The sequence below is a fragment of the Nonomuraea sp. CA-141351 genome (genome assembly GCF_050944675.1).
Taxonomy (GTDB): Bacteria; Actinomycetota; Actinomycetes; order Streptosporangiales; family Streptosporangiaceae; genus Nonomuraea.
In genome coordinates this window covers 12,704,307-12,721,634 of the sequence record NZ_CP191982.1, presented here as the reverse complement: position 1 = coordinate 12,721,634, position 17,328 = coordinate 12,704,307, and the positions used below count along the sequence as shown (strand labels likewise).

17 protein-coding genes are annotated in these 17,328 nt (G+C 68.1%); 10 read left to right on the top strand and 7 right to left on the bottom strand.

Going from position 1 to position 17,328, the window contains the following annotated elements; all coding sequences use genetic code 11:
- Positions 1 to 69 precede the first annotated feature (69 nt).
- A complete protein-coding gene (locus ACQPWU_RS59925) occupies positions 70 to 864 on the top strand; it encodes an amino acid ABC transporter permease (protein WP_433435963.1) in 795 nt (264 codons plus the stop codon).
- Positions 861 to 1,604 (top strand): amino acid ABC transporter ATP-binding protein, encoded by a 744-nt coding sequence (locus ACQPWU_RS59920; protein ID WP_433435962.1) that lies wholly within the window; start codon positions 861 to 863, stop codon positions 1,602 to 1,604. The genes ACQPWU_RS59925 and ACQPWU_RS59920 overlap by 4 nt, the downstream gene beginning before the upstream one ends.
- Here ACQPWU_RS59920 and ACQPWU_RS59915 read toward each other — a convergent pair.
- Both ACQPWU_RS59915 and ACQPWU_RS59910 read right to left on the bottom strand, forming a co-directional pair.
- Complete coding sequence (locus tag ACQPWU_RS59915; protein ID WP_433435961.1) at positions 1,601 to 3,073, bottom strand: APC family permease; 1,473 nt, start codon at positions 3,071 to 3,073, stop codon at positions 1,601 to 1,603. The genes ACQPWU_RS59920 and ACQPWU_RS59915 overlap by 4 nt on opposite strands.
- Before the next feature lie 110 nt (positions 3,074 to 3,183).
- Positions 3,184 to 4,485 carry an MATE family efflux transporter gene (locus tag ACQPWU_RS59910; RefSeq protein WP_433435960.1) on the bottom strand — a complete coding sequence of 434 codons (1,302 nt, stop codon included), beginning with the start codon at positions 4,483 to 4,485 and terminating at the stop codon, positions 3,184 to 3,186.
- A gap of 283 nt (positions 4,486 to 4,768) precedes the next feature.
- On the opposite strand from ACQPWU_RS59910, the gene dnaB reads away from it, so the two are divergent.
- Both dnaB and ACQPWU_RS59900 read left to right on the top strand, forming a co-directional pair.
- Positions 4,769 to 6,124 (top strand): replicative DNA helicase, encoded by a 1,356-nt coding sequence (gene dnaB, locus ACQPWU_RS59905; RefSeq protein ID WP_360684399.1) that lies wholly within the window; start codon positions 4,769 to 4,771, stop codon positions 6,122 to 6,124.
- 186 nt (positions 6,125 to 6,310) lie between these two features.
- Positions 6,311 to 7,153, top strand: coding sequence for an NAD-dependent epimerase/dehydratase family protein (locus ACQPWU_RS59900; RefSeq protein ID WP_433435959.1), 843 nt, complete (start codon positions 6,311 to 6,313; stop codon positions 7,151 to 7,153).
- A 99-nt stretch (positions 7,154 to 7,252) separates the two neighbouring features.
- Here the strand turns inward: ACQPWU_RS59900 and ACQPWU_RS59895 are convergent, their stop codons facing one another.
- Positions 7,253 to 8,149 carry a LysR family transcriptional regulator gene (locus tag ACQPWU_RS59895; RefSeq protein ID WP_433435958.1) on the bottom strand — a complete coding sequence of 299 codons (897 nt, stop codon included), beginning with the start codon at positions 8,147 to 8,149 and terminating at the stop codon, positions 7,253 to 7,255.
- Positions 8,150 to 8,294: 145 nt separating this feature from the next.
- On the opposite strand from ACQPWU_RS59895, the gene ACQPWU_RS59890 reads away from it, so the two are divergent.
- From ACQPWU_RS59890 to ACQPWU_RS59880, 3 genes are all read left to right on the top strand, one after another.
- A complete protein-coding gene (locus ACQPWU_RS59890) occupies positions 8,295 to 8,480 on the top strand; it encodes a hypothetical protein (RefSeq protein WP_433435957.1) in 186 nt (61 codons plus the stop codon).
- A 243-nt stretch (positions 8,481 to 8,723) separates the two neighbouring features.
- On the top strand, positions 8,724 to 9,629 hold the full coding sequence (locus ACQPWU_RS59885) for an EamA family transporter (protein ID WP_433435956.1): 906 nt from the start codon (positions 8,724 to 8,726) through the stop codon (positions 9,627 to 9,629).
- Positions 9,599 to 10,801: an MFS transporter gene (locus ACQPWU_RS59880; RefSeq protein WP_433435955.1), complete on the top strand. Its 1,203-nt coding sequence runs from the start codon at positions 9,599 to 9,601 to the stop codon at positions 10,799 to 10,801. Before ACQPWU_RS59885 ends, ACQPWU_RS59880 begins: the two co-directional genes overlap by 31 nt.
- 26 nt (positions 10,802 to 10,827) lie before the next feature.
- Here the strand turns inward: ACQPWU_RS59880 and ACQPWU_RS59875 are convergent, their stop codons facing one another.
- Complete coding sequence (locus ACQPWU_RS59875; RefSeq protein WP_433435954.1) at positions 10,828 to 11,664, bottom strand: SDR family oxidoreductase; 837 nt, start codon at positions 11,662 to 11,664, stop codon at positions 10,828 to 10,830.
- Between the two features lie 64 nt (positions 11,665 to 11,728).
- On the opposite strand from ACQPWU_RS59875, the gene ACQPWU_RS59870 reads away from it, so the two are divergent.
- A complete protein-coding gene (locus tag ACQPWU_RS59870) occupies positions 11,729 to 12,190 on the top strand; it encodes a MarR family winged helix-turn-helix transcriptional regulator (protein WP_433435953.1) in 462 nt (153 codons plus the stop codon).
- Positions 12,191 to 12,194: 4 nt separating this feature from the next.
- On the opposite strand, the gene dnaN is transcribed toward ACQPWU_RS59870, so the two are convergent.
- From dnaN to ACQPWU_RS59855, 3 genes are all read right to left on the bottom strand, one after another.
- Positions 12,195 to 13,292, bottom strand: a complete 1,098-nt coding sequence (dnaN, locus tag ACQPWU_RS59865; RefSeq protein ID WP_433435952.1) for a DNA polymerase III subunit beta — start codon at positions 13,290 to 13,292, stop codon at positions 12,195 to 12,197.
- Positions 13,293 to 13,502: 210 nt separating this feature from the next.
- A complete protein-coding gene (locus ACQPWU_RS59860) occupies positions 13,503 to 14,156 on the bottom strand; it encodes a response regulator transcription factor (RefSeq protein WP_433435950.1) in 654 nt (217 codons plus the stop codon).
- Positions 14,156 to 15,586, bottom strand: coding sequence for a sensor histidine kinase (locus ACQPWU_RS59855; protein WP_433435949.1), 1,431 nt, complete (start codon positions 15,584 to 15,586; stop codon positions 14,156 to 14,158). Before ACQPWU_RS59855 ends, ACQPWU_RS59860 begins: the two co-directional genes overlap by 1 nt.
- Before the next feature lie 109 nt (positions 15,587 to 15,695).
- Between ACQPWU_RS59855 and ACQPWU_RS59850 the strand changes: the two genes are divergently transcribed.
- On the top strand, positions 15,696 to 16,601 hold the full coding sequence (locus ACQPWU_RS59850) for an ABC transporter ATP-binding protein (RefSeq protein ID WP_433435948.1): 906 nt from the start codon (positions 15,696 to 15,698) through the stop codon (positions 16,599 to 16,601).
- Positions 16,598 to 17,326, top strand: a complete 729-nt coding sequence (locus ACQPWU_RS59845) for an ABC transporter permease (protein WP_433435947.1) — start codon at positions 16,598 to 16,600, stop codon at positions 17,324 to 17,326. The genes ACQPWU_RS59850 and ACQPWU_RS59845 overlap by 4 nt, the downstream gene beginning before the upstream one ends.
- Positions 17,327 to 17,328: the final 2 nt, after the last annotated feature.

The following is a 17,328-nucleotide window of genomic DNA, read 5'->3' as shown; positions in this document are numbered from 1 at the left end:
GTGAGCGAGCGCGCCCAGGCTATATCGGGCGAATGGGTCAAGTCGGAGCGGCAGCTCCAGCGGGAGCGGGTGCGCAGGTCGCACACCCGCCGCTCCACCTCGATCGCGACGGGTTCGACGATCGTCTTCATCGTTCTGGTCGCGTGGGTCGTCGCCAACTCGCCCGGCTGGCCCCGCGTGCGGAAACTGTTCTTCGATCCCGGGATCTTCGTCGCGGCGCTGCCCGACGTGCTGAGTGGCTTCCTGCTCAACATCAAGATCTTCCTGATCGCCGAGCCGCTGATTCTCGTCGTCGGGCTGCTGGTCGCGCTTGCCCGTGGGATCAGGACGCCCGCGTTCTTCCCGATCCGGGCGCTGGCCACGCTCTACACCGACGTTTTCCGCGGCGTGCCGACGATCCTGGTGGTCTACCTGATCGGGTTCGGCCTGCCCGCGCTCCGGCTGCAGGGCATCCCGTCCGACCTGGTCACGCTGGGCATCATCGCGCTGACGCTCTCGTACGGCGCCTATGTGGCCGAGGTGTTCCGCTCGGGCATCGAGTCCATCCACCCGAGCCAGGTCGCGGCGGCCCGCTCGCTGGGGTTGAGCCACGGCAAGACGATGCGGTTCGTGGTGCTGCCGCAGGCCACCCGCAGGGTCGTGCCGCCGCTGCTGAACGACTTCGTCTCGCTGCAGAAGGACACCGCGCTCGTGGCCACCATCGGGCCGCTCGAGGCGCTCAGGCAGGCGCAGATCCACGTGGCCAGCACGTTCAACTACACGCCCTACCTGGCGGCCGCGCTGCTGTTCATCCTGCTCACCATCCCCATGGCCAGGTTCACCGACCACCTGGCGGCCCGTACACGCAGGAGGCGGGGCGCATGAGTTTGCTGACGATCGACGGGGTGTGGAAGAACTTCCACGGTCACCACGTGTTGCGCGGCATCGACCTGGAGGTGCGCCCGCACGAGGTGGTGAGCCTGATCGGCGCCTCCGGGTCGGGCAAGTCCACGCTGCTGCGCTGCGTCAACCTGCTGGAGACCGTGGACGACGGCGCGATCCTCCTGGAGGGGGAGGAGATCACCGATCCGCGCGTGGACGTGGACGACGTGCGCAAGCGGCTGGGCATCGTCTTCCAGGCGTTCAACCTGTTCCCGCACATGACCGTGCTGGACAACATCACGCTCGCGCCGCGCCAGGTACACAAGGTGAGCAGGGCGCAGGCCGAGGAGCAGGCACGCGACCTGCTGGCCAGGTTCGGGCTGGAGGACAAGGCGGGGGCGTACCCCGACCAGCTGTCGGGCGGGCAGCAGCAGCGGGTGGCCATCATCAGGGCGCTGGCCACCCAGCCCAGGCTGATGCTGCTGGACGAGGTCACCTCGGCCCTCGACCCCGAGCTGGTGATGGAGGTGCTGGGGATCATCCGAGAACTCAAGGAGTCGGGAATGACGATGATCCTCACGACCCATGAGATGGGCTTTTGCCGCGAAATTTCGGACACGGTGTGCTTTCTCGACGGTGGCGTGCTCCTCGAGAAGGGCCCCGCCGAGAAGCTCTTCACTGACCCGGAGAACCTCAGAACCAGGGAGTTCCTGCGTAGCGTGCTGGCGACGCGCCGGTTCTAGCGCCGGTGGCGCCCGCGTGCCGGCTCGACCGGGTCGCGGGGCCGGGCCAGGAGGCTGTGGCGCCGGCCGTACACGAGATACACGAGCAGGCCGAAGGCCATCCACAGGGCGAACCACGCCCAGGTCAGCACCCGCAGGTTGACCATCAGCCAGAGGGTGGCCACCAGCGACAGCCCCGGCAGCAGGGGCGAGAGTGGCACCGCGAACCCGCGCTCCAGGTACGGCATGCGCCGCCGCATCACGATCACCCCGGCCGCCACGAACGCGAACGCGAACAGCGTCCCGATCACCACGAGCTCCTGCATCGTGAGCACCGGAACGAACTCGGCCAGCACGATGGCGACGAACCCGATCACCAGCGTCACCCGGGACGGCGTGTGATTCCTGCGGCTGACCGAGGCCAGGCCGCGCGGGATCAGCCCGTCGCGGGCCATCGAGAACAGCACCCGCGTCTGCCCCACGATCAGCACCAGGATCACAGTCGTCAGGCCGAGCACGGCGCCCACGTCGATGACGTGCACCATCCAGTCCACGCCGATCGCCCGGAACGCGCTGGACAGCGGCTCGTCCACCGAGATCTTCGTGTACGAGACCATGCCCACCATGACCAGGGCCACGGCGATGTAGATGATCGTGGCGATGATCAGGCTGCGGATCATGCCCTTGGGCATGGCCTTGGGCGCGTTCACGGTCTCCTCGGCGGCGGTCGCGACCACGTCGAACCCGATGTACGCGAACGCGATGGCCGAGGCCGCGGCGAAGATCCCGAACCAGCCGAACGCCTGACTCTGCCCGGAGAGGATCTCCAGCACGGTCGCGGGCGGCGTCGAGAGCCTCTTGGGCTGGGCGTAGAAGTCGCCGAAGTTCGCCACGTGGATGTGCGGCAGGCCGACGACGATGACCGCGCCGATGGCCAGCAGCTTGGCCGACACCATGATCCACAGTGCGCGCAGCCCGACCCGCGCGCTCAGCGCCACGACGCCGGTGAGCAGCACCAGGATCACGAACACGAGGACGTCGCCGAAGAGCCGCTCGTCCGGCACGCGTACCCCGAAGTTGGAGATCGCCCTGACCGTGATCGCGGCCCATGCCCTGGCCACCACGGCGGCGGCGAACTGCAGCTCGAGGATCAGCGCCCAGCCGATGATCCACGCCCAGACCTCGCCGAAGATGACGTACGTGAAGGTGTAGGCGCTGCCGGAGGTCGGCATCATGGACGACAGCTCTGCGTAACACATGCACGCGAGCAGGCAGGCGATGCCCGCGATCATGAAGGAGAGTATGACGCCGGGCCCGGCCGCGGTGGCCGCCTGCTTCCCGGCGATGGAGAAGATGCCGGCGCCGATCATCACGCCGAGCCCGAGCACCACCAGGTCGGCCGGGCGATAGAGCTCGGACAGACTGTGTCGGGCTCCCGTGCGTAACCCGGTCGCCTCAGAGGGCGACAGTCGTCGCAGAATAGTGGCCAAGGAACACCCCACTCAGGGAACTCCCCATAATCCTGGACAACACCAAGCACAAAGTGATTACAGCGGGGCGGCGTTTAGCGGTCCACTGCAGTCAGGCGGGGCCGCGCACCCTACGCGCCGGTTACCAGCCAGTCAGTGCCGGCGGCCCGGCGTACGAGCGTGATCAAACGTGCGAGCATCCACACCCCGAGCGCGCACCAAAGAGCAACGACCCCCATCCCGGAGGCGAGGAAGGCGGCGGGAAGGTACGCCAGAGTCGTCCACACCCCCGCCCACGCCAGATAACGCTGGTCGCCCGCGCCGATCAGCACGCCGTCGAGCACGAACACGACCCCGCACACTGGCTGGAACGCCGCCACCGGCCACAGCAGGGCCAGCAGCAGCTCGGTGACCAGCGGATCCGCGTCGAACAGCCCGGGCAGCACCGGCCTGGCGGCGACGACCAGCACGCCGAGCAACGTGCCCGACCAGAGGCCCCACTGCACCATCCTCTTGGTGGCGGCCCTGGTGGCCGCGACGTCTCCCGCGCCGAGCGAGCGTCCCGTGATGGCCTGCCCGGCGATGGCGATGGCGTCCAGCGCGAAGGCGAGCAGCGTCCACACCTGGGTGGCGATCGCGTACGCGGCCAGCTCGGCCTCGCCCATCCTGGTGGCGATCACGGTGGCCGCGAGCAGCACCACCCGCAGGCAGACCGTACGGACGAGCAGCGCGAACCCGGCCGTGCCCGCCTGCTTGACCCCTGCGAGCCCTGGAGTGAGCGGTGTGCCCAGTTTGATCGCGCCCCTGGCCACCACGGCGAGGTAGACGGCCGCGCCCAGCGTCTGGGCGATCACCGTCCCCCAGGCCGACCCGGCGATGCCCCAATGTAACCCCAGCACGAACCAGGCGTTCAGCGCGGCGTTCAGCATGAACGAGCCGATGGCCACCACCAGCGGCGTGACCGTGTCCTGCAGCCCGCGCAGCACCCCCGTCCCGGCCAGCACGACCAGCATGCCGGGCGCGCCGAGCAGGCTGATCCGCAGGTACGTCATGGCCTGCGCCGTCTGGTCCCCGCCCGCCCCGAACAGCTGCACGATTCCCGGGGCCAGTGGCCAGCACACGGCTATGAGGACGGCGCCGATGGCCAACGCCAGCCAGATCCCGTCCACACCGCTGCGCAGGGCCCGCGCGTGGTTCCCCGCGCCCGTCTGGCGTGCCACGGAGGCCGTGGTGCCGTACGCGAGGAAGACGCACAGGTTCACCAATGTGGACAGGACGGTGCCCGCCACGCCCAGCGCGCCCACCGCCGTGGTGCCCAGGCCGTGCCCCACGATGGCGTAGTCAGCGAGCAGGAAGAGCGGCTCCGCCACCAGCGCGCCGAACGCGGGCACCGCCAGCCGGAGTATCTCCCGATCCCTGGTTGTAATGGGCATTTGTCTATTATGGCCATTACGTGGCTTGTCGGGGAAACTTTCTTTCCTCCACAGCCGGTGGATAGCGTTCCTCCAGGTCAGAGGCCATTCGGTGGATATCCCGGAGAGTTATCCACAGCCTGTGTCCACAGGCCTTTCACACCCTGGGCGCAGTACTGCACAGCTTGACCACAGGGTTGTCCACAGGCCGCGTTGCCACTCGACGCGCAAGTCCGGGAAACTGTCAGACCGGTCGGCTACAAGTGGGGGTGGTGCGACCGCCTGCAAGGTTCTAGGGGGCGCGGTGAGCATTGACGAAGAGACTGGCGCCGGCCCTGGATTCGAGCGCACTCCGCCGCACAACATCGACGCGGAGCAGTCGGTGCTCGGCGGCATGCTGCTGTCGAAGGACGCCATCGCCGACGTCGTCGAGATCCTGCGCTCCGACGACTTCTACCGCCCCGCCCACCAGATGGTCTACGACGTCATCACCGACCTCTATGGCCGGGGCGAGCCCGCCGACGCGGTCACCGTCTTCGACGAGCTGCAGAAGCGCGGCGAGATGGCCAGGGTGGGCGGCGCCGCCTACCTCCACACCCTCACGGCCGTAGTCCCCACGGCGGCCAACGCCGGCTACTACGCCAAGATCGTCAGAGAGCAGGCCATCCTCCGCCGCCTCATCGAGGCCGGCACCCGCATCGTCTCCTACGGCTACGGCGGACAGAACGAAGAGGTCGACGACCTCGTGGACCGCGCCCAGGCGGAGATCTACAAGGTCACCGAGCGCCGCACCTCGGAGGACTACGCGCCGCTGGCCGACATCATGCCCGGCGCCCTCGACGAGCTGGAGGCCATCGGCAGCCGCGGCGGCCAGATGGTCGGCGTGCCGACCGGCTTCCAGGACCTCGACCAGCTCACCAACGGCCTCCACCCAGGCCAGATGATCGTCGTGGCCGCACGGCCCGCTATCGGAAAAAGCACACTAGGTCTGGATTTCGCCCGTTCTGCGGCTATCAAGCATGGGATGACCACGGTCATCTTCTCGCTGGAAATGTCCCGCAACGAGATCACCATGCGCCTGCTCTCCGCCGAGGCCAGGGTCGCGCTGCACACCATGCGCTCGGGCATGATGGGCGACGACGACTGGACGCGCCTGGCCCGGCGGATGAGCGAGGTGGCGGAGGCGCCGCTGTTCATCGACGACTCGCCCAACATGTCGATGATGGAGATCAGGGCCAAGTGCCGACGGCTCAAGCAGCGTAACGACCTGAGGTTCGTGGTCATCGACTACCTCCAGCTGATGAGCTCGCCGAAGAAGACCGAGAGCCGGCAGAACGAGGTCTCGGAGATCTCCCGTGCGATCAAGCTGCTGGCCAAGGAGCTCGAGGTCCCGGTCATCGCGATCTCCCAGCTCAACCGTGGCCCGGAGCAGCGCACGGACAAACGCCCCGCAGTTAGCGATCTACGCGAATCCGGATCTATCGAGCAGGACGCCGACATGGTCATCTTGCTGCATCGGGAGGACGCCTATGAGCGTGAATCACCGCGGGCGGGTGAAGCGGACCTGATCGTGGCCAAGCACCGTAACGGTCCCACGGCCACGGTCACGGTGGCGTTCCAGGGACACTACAGTCGCTTCGTGGACATGGCTCAGCACTGATCAAACCAATGTAGGGTCCGGAATTCGATGCGCGATGTCGGTCCGTGATGCGCAGTGAATGCGCAAATCCGCATTTCCGTGCGTAACAGCTTCGGAGCGTGATCGCCTGTAGGTCTCAACGGTCCTGGCGCAATCGCAGCGGCCCGCGCTGGCCTGGAGTCCACTCCAGGGTGGAAGGCTGGGAGCATGACCAAAATATGTGTAACGGGCGCAGCCGGTAAGGCCGGTCGGGCCGTCGTCGCCGACCTTCTGGATCACGGCCACGAGGTCGTGGCCACCGACATGGTGCCGCACCGGACGACCGTTCCGGTGCTCCAGGCCGATCTCACCGACTACGGCCAGACCGTCGAGGTCCTGCAGGGCGTGGAGGCCGTGGTCCACCTGGCCAACATCCCCGCTCCGGGGCTGCGCACCCCCGCTGTGACGTACACCGACAACACCGCGATGAACGCCAACGTCTTCCTCGCCGCCGCCCAGCAGGGGCTGCGGCGGGTGGTGTGGGCGTCGAGCGAGACGACGCTGGGGCTGCCGTTCGACGTGCCGCCGAGGTACGCCCCCGTGGACGAGGCGCACTATCCGGTGCCCACCTCGACGTACGCCCTGTCGAAGGTGGTCGGCGAGACGACCGCGGCGCACGTCTCGGAGTGGTCGGGGATCCCGTTCGTGGCGCTGCGTTTTTCGAACATCTTCGAGCCGCACGAGTACGAGCGCGTGCCCTCGTTCTGGGAGGACCCGGAGTCGCGCAGGTGGAACCTGTGGGGCTACATCGACGTCCGCGACGTGGCGCTGGCCTGTCGCCTCGCCCTGGACGCGCCGGTCACCGGCGCGGAGAGCTTCATCATCGCGGCGGCGGACACGATCATGAACCGGCCCTCGGCCGAGCTGATGAAGGCGGTCTTCCCCGGCGTCGAGCTGCGTGACGTGGACGAGTACGGCACCCTGCTGTCGATCGAGAAGGCCCGCTCCGTCCTCGGGTTCGAGCCCGCCCACTCCTGGCGCGGCGAGTTCGGCGACGCCGCCGGGGCGTAGCCTCACCCGATCTTCTCCCCGGGCACGTCGGCGAACCGCAGGGGAACTTGCAGGTCACGCAAGATCAAGATGTCACGAAGGCTGATCGGCTCGTGGACTCTACCCCTCGAGAGCCGGGCGATCGTCCTCGGGTATGTCCAGGGCATTCAGGAACGCGGCGGCGGCCGGTGAGGGGCGCAGGCGGCTCCAGATCAGGTGCTCCACCCGAGTGGGTGGATCACGGAGCTCGACGACGTGCACGCCGGGGAGTTCGGGCACGAAGGCGGCGGGCATCATGCCGATACCCAGGCCCAGCCGGACCAGCCGCGCCACGAGGTCCGCGTTCGTCACCTCGAAGGCGACCTCACGGCTGACGCCGGCAGCCGCGAACGCCTCGTCCGACTGGGCGCGCGCAGCGGAACCGGCGGGAAAGTCGACGAACACTTCGTTCGACAGCCGGTGCAGATCCACGTCGGCCGCGTCGGCCAGCGGGTGGCCGGGCGCCACCACCGCGACCAGCTCACCCCGCGCCAGAGCGCGTCCCTGGACGCCCCTCGGCTGCACGCTCGGCGGCAGCCCCAGGAAGGCGATGTCCAGGGTGCCCTGCCGTACCTGTGCGGCCAGCTCGTCGCTCGCCCCCACGCGCAGCGTGATCCGCACCTGCGGATGGCGCACGTGAAAGCTCTTCAGCGCGCTCGGCAGATCGACCGCCGTGACGGTGGGAATGGTGCCGATGGCGAGCTGGCCGCGAAGCTCCCCGGAGGCCGCCGCCACCTCGGCGCGAGCCCGTTCGGCGGCGTCGAGAGCCTGCCGGGCGGCGGGCAGGAACGCTTCGCCGGCGGGGGTCAGGCTGACCCGGCGGCTGGTGCGGTCGAAGAGCCGGGCGCCCAGCTCTCGTTCCAACCGGGCGATCTGGTGGCTCAGGGCGGACTGGACGACCCGGCAACGCTCGGCGGCACGGGTGAAGTTCGCCGTCTCCGCCACCGCGACCACATAGCGCATCTGCTGTAGCTCCACGAATCAATCGTGAACCACGATCACTAACATGACAACTATGCGTTGGACTCATTGATCCTCAATGTCCGAGGCTAGAGGGCATGACGAACGAGGCACTCCGCGCCGTACGGCGCACCACAAAGCCACCGAGCCGCGGAGATCGCCGGTGCGCGTGAAAGCCTTTGATCACCTGGTGCTCAACGTGCCGGGATCGATTCCGGCGTCTTCACCGTGCTGGAGGGGTCGGTTGGCCCGGTTCGGCGCGCGTGGCGAAGCGCAGTCGGTGTATGTGAAGGACCCGGACGGCAACACCGTCGAGCTGCGCTGGTATCCCCAGGACACCGGGCGGTGAGTCGTGCCGGGGTCGGTCGGCCACGTGATCCCTGCACCACCGGCTGCCCCGCGGGTCTTCGCGCCGCTGATCGACCTGGGTCGGCATGGATCAGCCAACAGCCCGCCCACCGCCGCCACCAGCATTGCGACCGCTCCACCCAACGGTGGGGCCAAATCAGCATGCTGATATCGAGGAACGGTTGAACGTGAACGCATATACGTTGCCCGGCATCGGCGACTTCGGTCCCGAGGGCGGCGCTGCATGAAGAGCGGCAGGCAGTTCCTTACCGCGGGTGTGACGGCACTGGCGCCGGCGATCTGGGGAAGTACCTACCTGGTTACGACCGAGTGGTTACCGCCGGACCGCCCGCTGCTGGCCGCCACCGTGCGGGCGCTTCCCGCGGGCCTGATTCTGCTGGCGTTCGCCCGCACGCTGCCGACCGGGATCTGGCTGTGGCGCGCCCTGGTGCTCGGAACGCTCAACATCGGCGCGTTCAACTTCCTGTTGTTCGTGGCGGCCTATCACCTACCGGGTGGCACAGCAGCAATGATCACGGCGGTGCAACCGATGTTCGTACTGGTCCTGGCGGCGCTGCTCATCGGGGACAGAATTCGGTACACGCACGTGACGGCCTGCGTCCTCGGCGCAGGCGGTGTCGTGCTGCTTGTGTTCAAGGGGACAACGGCACTGGATTTCGTCGGCGTGGCGGCGGCGCTGGCTGGAGCAGCCACCATGGCCACCGGCATCACGCTGACCAAACTGTGGGGACGTCCAGACGGAGTGGGCCTGCTTCCCTTCACCGGCTGGCAGCTCATCGCGGGCGGACTCGTGTTGCTGCCCTTCACGCTGTCCATCGAAGGCCTGCCGACCACCATCAGTGGAACGAACATCATCGGGTTCGGCTATCTCGTCTCCTTGGGCGCTGTCATCAGTTATGCGATCTGGTTCCGCGGGATAGAGAGGTTGCCGGCACTGGCGGTCTCCTTCCTTGCCTTGGGCAGTCCGATCGTCGCGACCCTCCTCGGATATCTGTTTCTGCATCAGACGCTGTCGATTCTGCAGCTGGTGGGAATCCTGGTGATCACCAGCGCCACGCTGCTCGCGCAACCCCGACAATCAGAGAGAAGAAATTTGCCATGCACGATGAACACCGGTATTCGGCCTTGAGATCATGGCTGGGTGTTTCTGTCATCACCGCCAGTCTGTTCGTCTTCGTCACTACTGAGCTGATGCCCGTCGGGCTGCTTACCCCGGTGAGCTCAAGCCTGGGTATATCAGTGGGCGTCGCCGGGCTGATGGTCACTTTGTACGGCGTCTCAGCCGGACTGGGCGTACCGTTCATCGTGGCATGGACCAGGCGCGTAGACCGGCGCGTGCTGCTGTCCGCGCTGCTGGGAATATTGGCCCTGGGAAACCTCGTCACCGCGATCTCGCCGAGCTTTTCGCTGGTCTTGACAACGCGGCTCGTCATGGGATTCGCCAACGGGGTGTTCTGGGCCATAGGCGTGAGCATGGCGATGCGCCTTGTCCCGGGACGGCACGCGAGCAAGGCGGCCGCGGTCGCGTTGTCCGGCATCTCGATCGCCACGGTAGTGGGCATGCCGCTGGGAACATTCCTTGAAAGCCTCACCAGTTGGCGGACCACGTTTCTCATCTGGAGCGGCCTCAGCGCGCTGGTGTTCCTCGCGGTCGCTACGATGATCCCATCGCTGCCGTCGGACAACGCGGTTTCGGTCCGCGAAGTCTTCCGGCTCCCGCTCAAGAACGGGCGGCTGCGTTCGGTGATGTTCGCCGTCATATTGTACGTGCTCGGCCATTTCGGGGCGTACACATTCATACGGCCCTTCGCGGAGAACAATTCCTCCGACGCGCCCGCGCACATCACTGGGTTGCTGATAATTTACGGCATCGGAGGCGCGGCCGGAAACTTCATCGCCGGATACACGGTGAACAAGAATCCGAGGGCCAGCTTCATCGTCGCCTGCACGGGACTCGTGGCGTCCTTGCTGTTGCTGCTCACGATCGGCCACGGGCAGACCGGCCTGATCATCTCGGTGGTCCTCTGGGGAATTTCCTTCGGCGCCATGAACCTGTGCCAGACCAACATGACGCTCGCTGCCGCGCCCGACACCTTTGAAGCCGCGATGTCACTCAACACCCTGGGATATAACACATCTATTGCGCTCGGAGCGCTTTTCGGTGGACTGTTCGCCGATCATCTAGGTGTCAGAAGTGCATTCTGGTTCGGTGCGGCGCTGACAGCGGCTTCACTGCTCCTGACGCTCAGCACCGGCCGGAAGACCGCCGTCTCCGATGACGAGTTGGTCACCAGTAAATAAGCCTGTCCCCGAAAGGCCACGTGTTGTCATGGGCGGAGCTGGGCCGCGTGGTCGCGGGCGAAGCCGGCGAACGACCGGGCGGGGCGGCCCATCACCTTCTCGAAGTCGGGGGTCGTGTAGTCGCCCCATCCCGCCGCGTACGCCGTGAGGTATTCCTTGGTGACCGCGGCCACCCACGCCGGCAGCCCCGCATCCAGCATCGACCGGTGAGCGTCATCAGGGGTGACCGGCTGGTAGGCGATCGGCGTGCCGTACACCGCGCCGAGTTCGGTGGCAACGTCCTGTAGTGAGATGCTGGCCGGGCCCGTGAGAGTGTAGGTGCTGCCCTTGTGCTGTGCGGGATCGCGCAGGACCGCGGCGGCGAAGTCGCCGATGTCGCGTACGTCGATCATGCCGAGCCGGCCCTCGCCCGTCGCGCCGTACAAGGTGTCGCCGTTGACCGAGCCGAAGAGGTTCTGCATGAAGAAGGCCGGGCGGATGACGGTCCAGTCGAGGCCCGAGGCCGCGAGCTCGACGTCCGACAGGGCGTGCAGGCGGCCGTTGCGGGTCGGCGCGTCATGGGCGGCGCCGATGGCCGACATGCGCACGACGTGGCTCACCCCCGCCTTTCGCGCTGCCCAGACGGCGTTCATGCTGGCATGCGGCGCGTGCGGGCCCATGGCGGTCAGCAACCACAGCGTCTCCACACCCTCGAAAGCCTGGTCGAGCGTGGCGGGGTCGTCCAGGTCGCCGACCGCGACCTCCACCCCCGACGGCGCCTTGGCCGCGTCGCGCACCAGGACCCGCACGTCCGCGGTGCCGGTCAGGGAACGAAGAACAGCGCTGGAAACGGTGCCGTTGGCACCAGTGATCAAGATGCTCATGCAGCCGACAATATAGTAATTTTTAGTGACAATCAAGATTTATGACTAAAGGGAGGATGTGACGGTGCGCAGGAGCCGGCGCAAGCAGGACGAGCCCGATCTCGGCATCCTGTCGAGCAGGACCCTTTTCGGCCTGCAACGGGAGCTGTTCGAGACGCTGGCCCAGCAGGGGCATCCCGGGCTGAGGCCGCGGCACGGGGCCGTGATGGCGTACCTGGACGAAGAGGGCAGCAGGGCCACGGACCTGGCCGCGCAGTCGGGCCAGCACAAGCAGGTGATCGGCACGCTGGTGGACGAGCTGGTAGAGCTCGGCTACGTGGAACGGCAGCCGGACCCGGCCGACAGGCGGGCCAAGCTGATCGTGCCCACCGAGAAGGGGCGCGACCACATGGTCAAGTCGGACGCCATACTCGCCGTCATGGAGGCGGAGCATGCCGCCGCCGTGGGCGAGCAGGCGTACGCGGAGTTCAAGAGGGTGTTCAAGCTGGTCGCCGAACGCCAGGCGGGTGCGGGCCGGCAGACGTGACGGCTCAGGCCTGGCGCAGGGACATGACGAGGTAGCGGAAGGCGGGCTCGGCGTCGCCGGGCACGTCCTGGATCAGGGCGGGCCTGGTGGGCGACTCCATGTTGATGCGAGCCAGCTCGCTCTCGATCCCGGTCAGCCCATCGAGCAGGAACTGCGACTGGAAGGCGATCTCGATGTCGTCGCCGCGCAGCTCGCAGTCGACCACCTCGGCGCCGCGCCCGATGTCGCCGCCGCCCGCCTGGATGAGCACCTGCCCCTGACTGAACGACAGCCGGATCGCGGTGTTGCGCTCGGCGACCAGGGCCACCCGCTTGATCGCGTTGACGAACGGCGCCACCGCGACGTCGGCCCTGATCGACCAGTCGGAGGTCAGCCGGGCACCATAGTCGATGAACTGCTCGTCGAGCAGCCGCACCGTCGTGCTGCGCCCGACGCTCTCGAACCCGGCCACCCCGTCACCCATCGCGATCGACACCTCGCCACCGCGCAGCGACTTGGCCACCTCGACCAGCACCCGCGCCGGAACCATGGCGGAGACGGCGAGGTCGGGGCTGGCCGGGCGCCAGGTGAAGTCGCGGGCCGCGATGCGGTAGCGGTCGGTGGCCGCCATCGCCACGGCCTCGCCCTCGATGTCGACCCTGATGCCGGTGAGCATGGGCAGCGTGTCGTCCCGGCTGGCGGCGGGCGCGACCTGACCGACGGCTGAGGCGAACACGCCGCCGCCGACGGCGCCGATGCTCGGCGGCATGGTGGGCATGGTCGGGAAGTCTTCGACCGGCATCGTGATCAGCCCGAACTCCGCACTGCCGCAGGTCAGGACCGCCTCGGGGCCCTCGGTGACGATCTCCACGTCGTCGGCGGGCAGGCTCCTGCTGATCTCGGCCAGCAGCCGCCCCGGGATGAGCACGCGGCCCTCCTCGGCCACGTCGGCGTCGACCGCCGCCCTGGCCGAGACGTCGTAGTCGAACGCCGACAGGGTCAGCTCGTCGCCGGCCTCCAGCAGCAGCCCGGACAGGACGGGCACCACGGGCCGGGCGGGCAGAACTCGGGCAGCCCACGCCACCGCATCTGCTAGAACATCGCGGTTAACCCGGATTTTCACCTGTTACCACCCCTTCGTCGCGCCGTGCCTCTATGAAAATAGCTGGTGCGACCGACAAGTCAGGGCAGTCCCGTCGGATGACCACCTCCAGGCCCGACCGTTTCCGGCGGGGGCTCGCCGGACGTTCCCTCCAGGGGTCCCGGCCCTGGTCGCCGACGTGCAGGCGAACGGAGGCGTGGCGGTGGCGCGGGCCCGTACCGGCTGGAACGGCTAACGGCTGTTGAGATAGGCGAGTACGGCGAGCACGCGGCGGTTGTCGTCGTCCGACGGCGCGAGCCCCAGCTTGGCGAAGATGGAGGCCGTGTGCTTGGCCACGGCGCTCTCGCTGAGGTAGAGACGCTGGCAGATGGCGGTGTTGGAGCGCCCTTCCGCCATGGCCTCGAGCACCTCCCGCTCGCGCGGCGTGAGCGCGGCCAGCGGCTCGTGCCTGGCGTTGCTGGCCAGCAGCTTGGCGATCACCTCGGGGTCCATGGCCGTGCCGCCCTCGGCGACCCGGCGTACGGCGTCGATGAACTGCTCGGCGTTGAAGACGCGGTCCTTGAGCAGGTAGCCGATCGCACCCGAGCCGTCGGCCAGCAGCTCGCGCGCGTAAAGCTGCTCGACATGCTGGGACAGCACGAGGATCGGCAGCCCGGGCACCTTCCCCCTGGCCGCGAGCGCGGCCTGCAGACCCTCGTCCGTGAACGTGGGCGGCAGCCGTACATCCACGATCGAGACGTCAGGGCGGAGCTCCAGCAGGCCCTTCAGCAGCTCGGGTCCGCTCTCCACGGCGGCCACGACCGAGAAGCCGTGGGCCTGGAGCAGGTGCACCAGCCCGTCCCTGAGCAGGTAGAGGTCTTCAGCGATCAGTACGCGGTTCTTCATCAGCACGACAGTCTGCCCGGCCGGACACGCTCGAGCCAGCGCTCGCGGTTGTGGGTGGAGGGTAGCCAGATGGCTAGGATGTGCATGAGAACGCCCAGTGTGATCATGCCGAGGATGACCGGCCACTGCCAGACGTCGGGCATGTACAGAGCGAGGAACCAGGCCCTCTCATCGACGTTCAAGATCTTGAAGACGCCCGCCACGAGTCCCTGTGGGAACGTCGGGCACCAGGCCGTGGCCCAGAGCAGCATGACGGTGGCCGACTTCCAGCGCGGCATCTTGGGGAGGTTGCCCGCCCAGTGCCCGGGCAGCGCCTGAGGCAGGTCCATCGTCACGGTGGTGGGGCCGCCGGGCGGGCTGTTCAATGCGAGCACCCCGTCGAAAGCCGCCAGCCGCCGCTCGATGCCGGACAGGCCGCTGCCCTTGGCCGGGTCGGCGCCGCCCATGCCGTCGTCAGTGACCGTGACGCGCAGGTTGGGACCGTTGGAGCTGACGTCCACCGCCGCCGAGTGCGCGTCGCCGTGCCGGGCGGCGTTGGACAGGAGTTCGCTGACCGCGAAGTAAACCGCCGCCTCCACCGGAGGCTCCGGCCGGTGCGGCAGATCGACGTCCACCGTGACCTGGAGCGGGCTGTCCATGGCCAGGGCGCGCACGGCGTCGGCCAGCCCGCGCTCGGCCAGCACCGGCGGGTGGATGCCGCGGATGACACGGCGCAGCTCGGTCAGCGTTTCGGAGGAGGCATCCCTGGCCTTGGAGAGCAGCGCCTTGGCCGCCGAGGGGTTGTCGTCGAGGAGCTGTTCGACCGCGCCCAGCGTCATGCCGATCGCCACTAGCCTGGCCTGCGTACCGTCGTGCAGGTCGCGCTCGATCCTGCGCATCTCGGCGGCCTGTGAGTCGGCGGCGAGGTTACGTGTCCGTCTGAGGTGGCTCACCTGGCTCGCCAGGCGGCTGGCGGCGGTCGCGCCGAGCAGCAGCTCGCTCCAGAGGGCGTAGACGCGCAGGCCACGCTCCGGGAGCAGGACGAACATCGGCGCCAGCGCCACCTTCACCACCGGGTCGAGCACGAGCCACACCATGTCGCGCCAGGTGGCGGGGTCGCCGGCCAGCCACTTCCACCGGTTGTTCCAGGCGGGTATCCGCGGCGTCTTGTACAGGGTTCGGTCGGCGCGGTACATGCCGTCCGCCTGAGGAACCGGAGGCGGGGGCGCGGGCAGGTACGGCGGCTCGATGCCGACGTCGGCCCACTCCCGCATCAGCCGCCGGTTGAGCTCGGCGAGCCTCCTGACCATCATGGCCTGCGGAGGGAACAGGAAGATCATCCCCAGCGCGAACGACAGCAGCAGCATGGCGAGGCTCAGCGCGATCGCGGGCACCTCGACGAGGAGGAGCGCGAGCAGGGTCGCCACCTGACCGAACCTTCGCAACAGCATGCACTCAGTCTGCGGCAACGGGCACAGCCCGGCCACTGCACCTAGGTACACCCTTGCCCGACATCCAGCCGGATTCTCCAATGAATCCCGTGTTCCTAGCGTCGATGGCATGAAAGTCATCGAAGTCAGGAACCTGCGCAAGCAGTACCCGAACCACCTGGCGGTCGACGACGTGTCGTTCGAGGTCGCCGAGGGCGAGATCTTCGGCATCCTCGGCCCGAACGGCGCGGGCAAGACCACCACCGTGGAATGCCTGGCCGGCCTCCGGGTGCCGGACGGCGGCACTGTACGGGTGGCCGGCCTGGACCCGCAGCTCAACAGGGGCGAGCTGCGCCAGGTCCTGGGCATGCAACTGCAGAGCGCCGCCCTGCCGGAGAAGATCAAGGTGTGGGAGGCCATGGACCTGTACGCCTCCTTCTACCCCGACCCGGCGCACTGGCCGGAGCTGCTCGAACGGGTCGGCCTCGCCGGCAAGCGCGACACCGCGTTCAAGAAGCTCTCCGGCGGGCAGCGCCAGCGGCTCTCGGTCGCGCTGGCCCTGGTGGGCAGGCCGCGCGTGGCTGTGCTCGACGAGCTGACGACCGGGCTCGACCCGCAGGCCCGCAGGGACACCTGGGAGCTGGTCGAGCACGTGCGCGACTCCGGCGTGACGATCGTGCTGGTCACCCACTTCATGGAGGAGGCCGAGCGGCTCTGCGACCGGATCGCGCTCATCGACGCGGGCAAGGTGGTCGCCACCGACACGCCCGCCGGGCTCATCGCGCAGGTGGGCGGGGAGCAGCGGTTGAGGTTCCGGCCGTCGGCGCCCGTCGACGACGGCCTGCTGCTGGCCCTGCCCGAGGTGCGTGAGGTCGCCAGGAGCGGCGACCAGCTCGTGGTGAGCGGCACGGGCAATCTCGCGCCGGCCGTCACCCTCGCCCTGGCCCAGCACCAGATCGTTCCAGGAGACCTGCGGATCGAGCAGGCCACGCTCGACGACGCGTTCCTCGCGCTGACCGGAAGGAAGTTGTCATGAAGCTGCTCCTCGTGGAGGCCAAGCTGCACCTGCGCGAATGGCCGTTCCTGATCTTCACGATCGGGTTGCCGGTGGCGCTGCTGGTCGTGCTGGGCCTCAGCATCCCGTCGATGACCGAGCGCGAGGCGTCCGGGGAGCGGTTCGTGGACACGCAGATGCCGAGCATGATGACGCTGCTCGCACTGCTGACGCTGGCCTGCAGCGTGGTGCCCTCGGTGCTGACCGCGTACCGCGAGCAAGGGGTGCTCAGGCGGATGTCCACCACTCCCGTGCACCCGGGGCGGCTGCTGGGCGTGCAGCTCCTGATCAATCTGGCGGTCGGAGCGGTCTCCACGGCCGTGCTGATCGTGGCGGGCTCGCTGGTCTTCGGCTCGGCGGCGCCGCGGCAGTGGGTGGGGTTCATCCTGGTCTTCCTGCTCGGCAGCGCCGCGTTGATGTCCATCGGGCTGGTGATCGCCGCGCTGGCGCCCAACGCGAAGGTCGCGCCGGGGATCGGGTCGGCGGTGATGTTCCCGCTGATGTTCCTGGCGGGCATGTGGGTGCCGCGCGACATCATGCCGGACGCGCTCCGGGCGGTCAGCGACTACTCCGTCGCGGGGCCGTTCGCCCAGGCGCTCAGGGACACCTGGGCGGGTCACCCGCCGCAGCTCGCGCACCTGGCGGTGGTGGCCGCCGGGCTGGTGATCTTCGGTGGCCTGGCCGTGCGGCTGTTCAGGTGGGAGTGAGG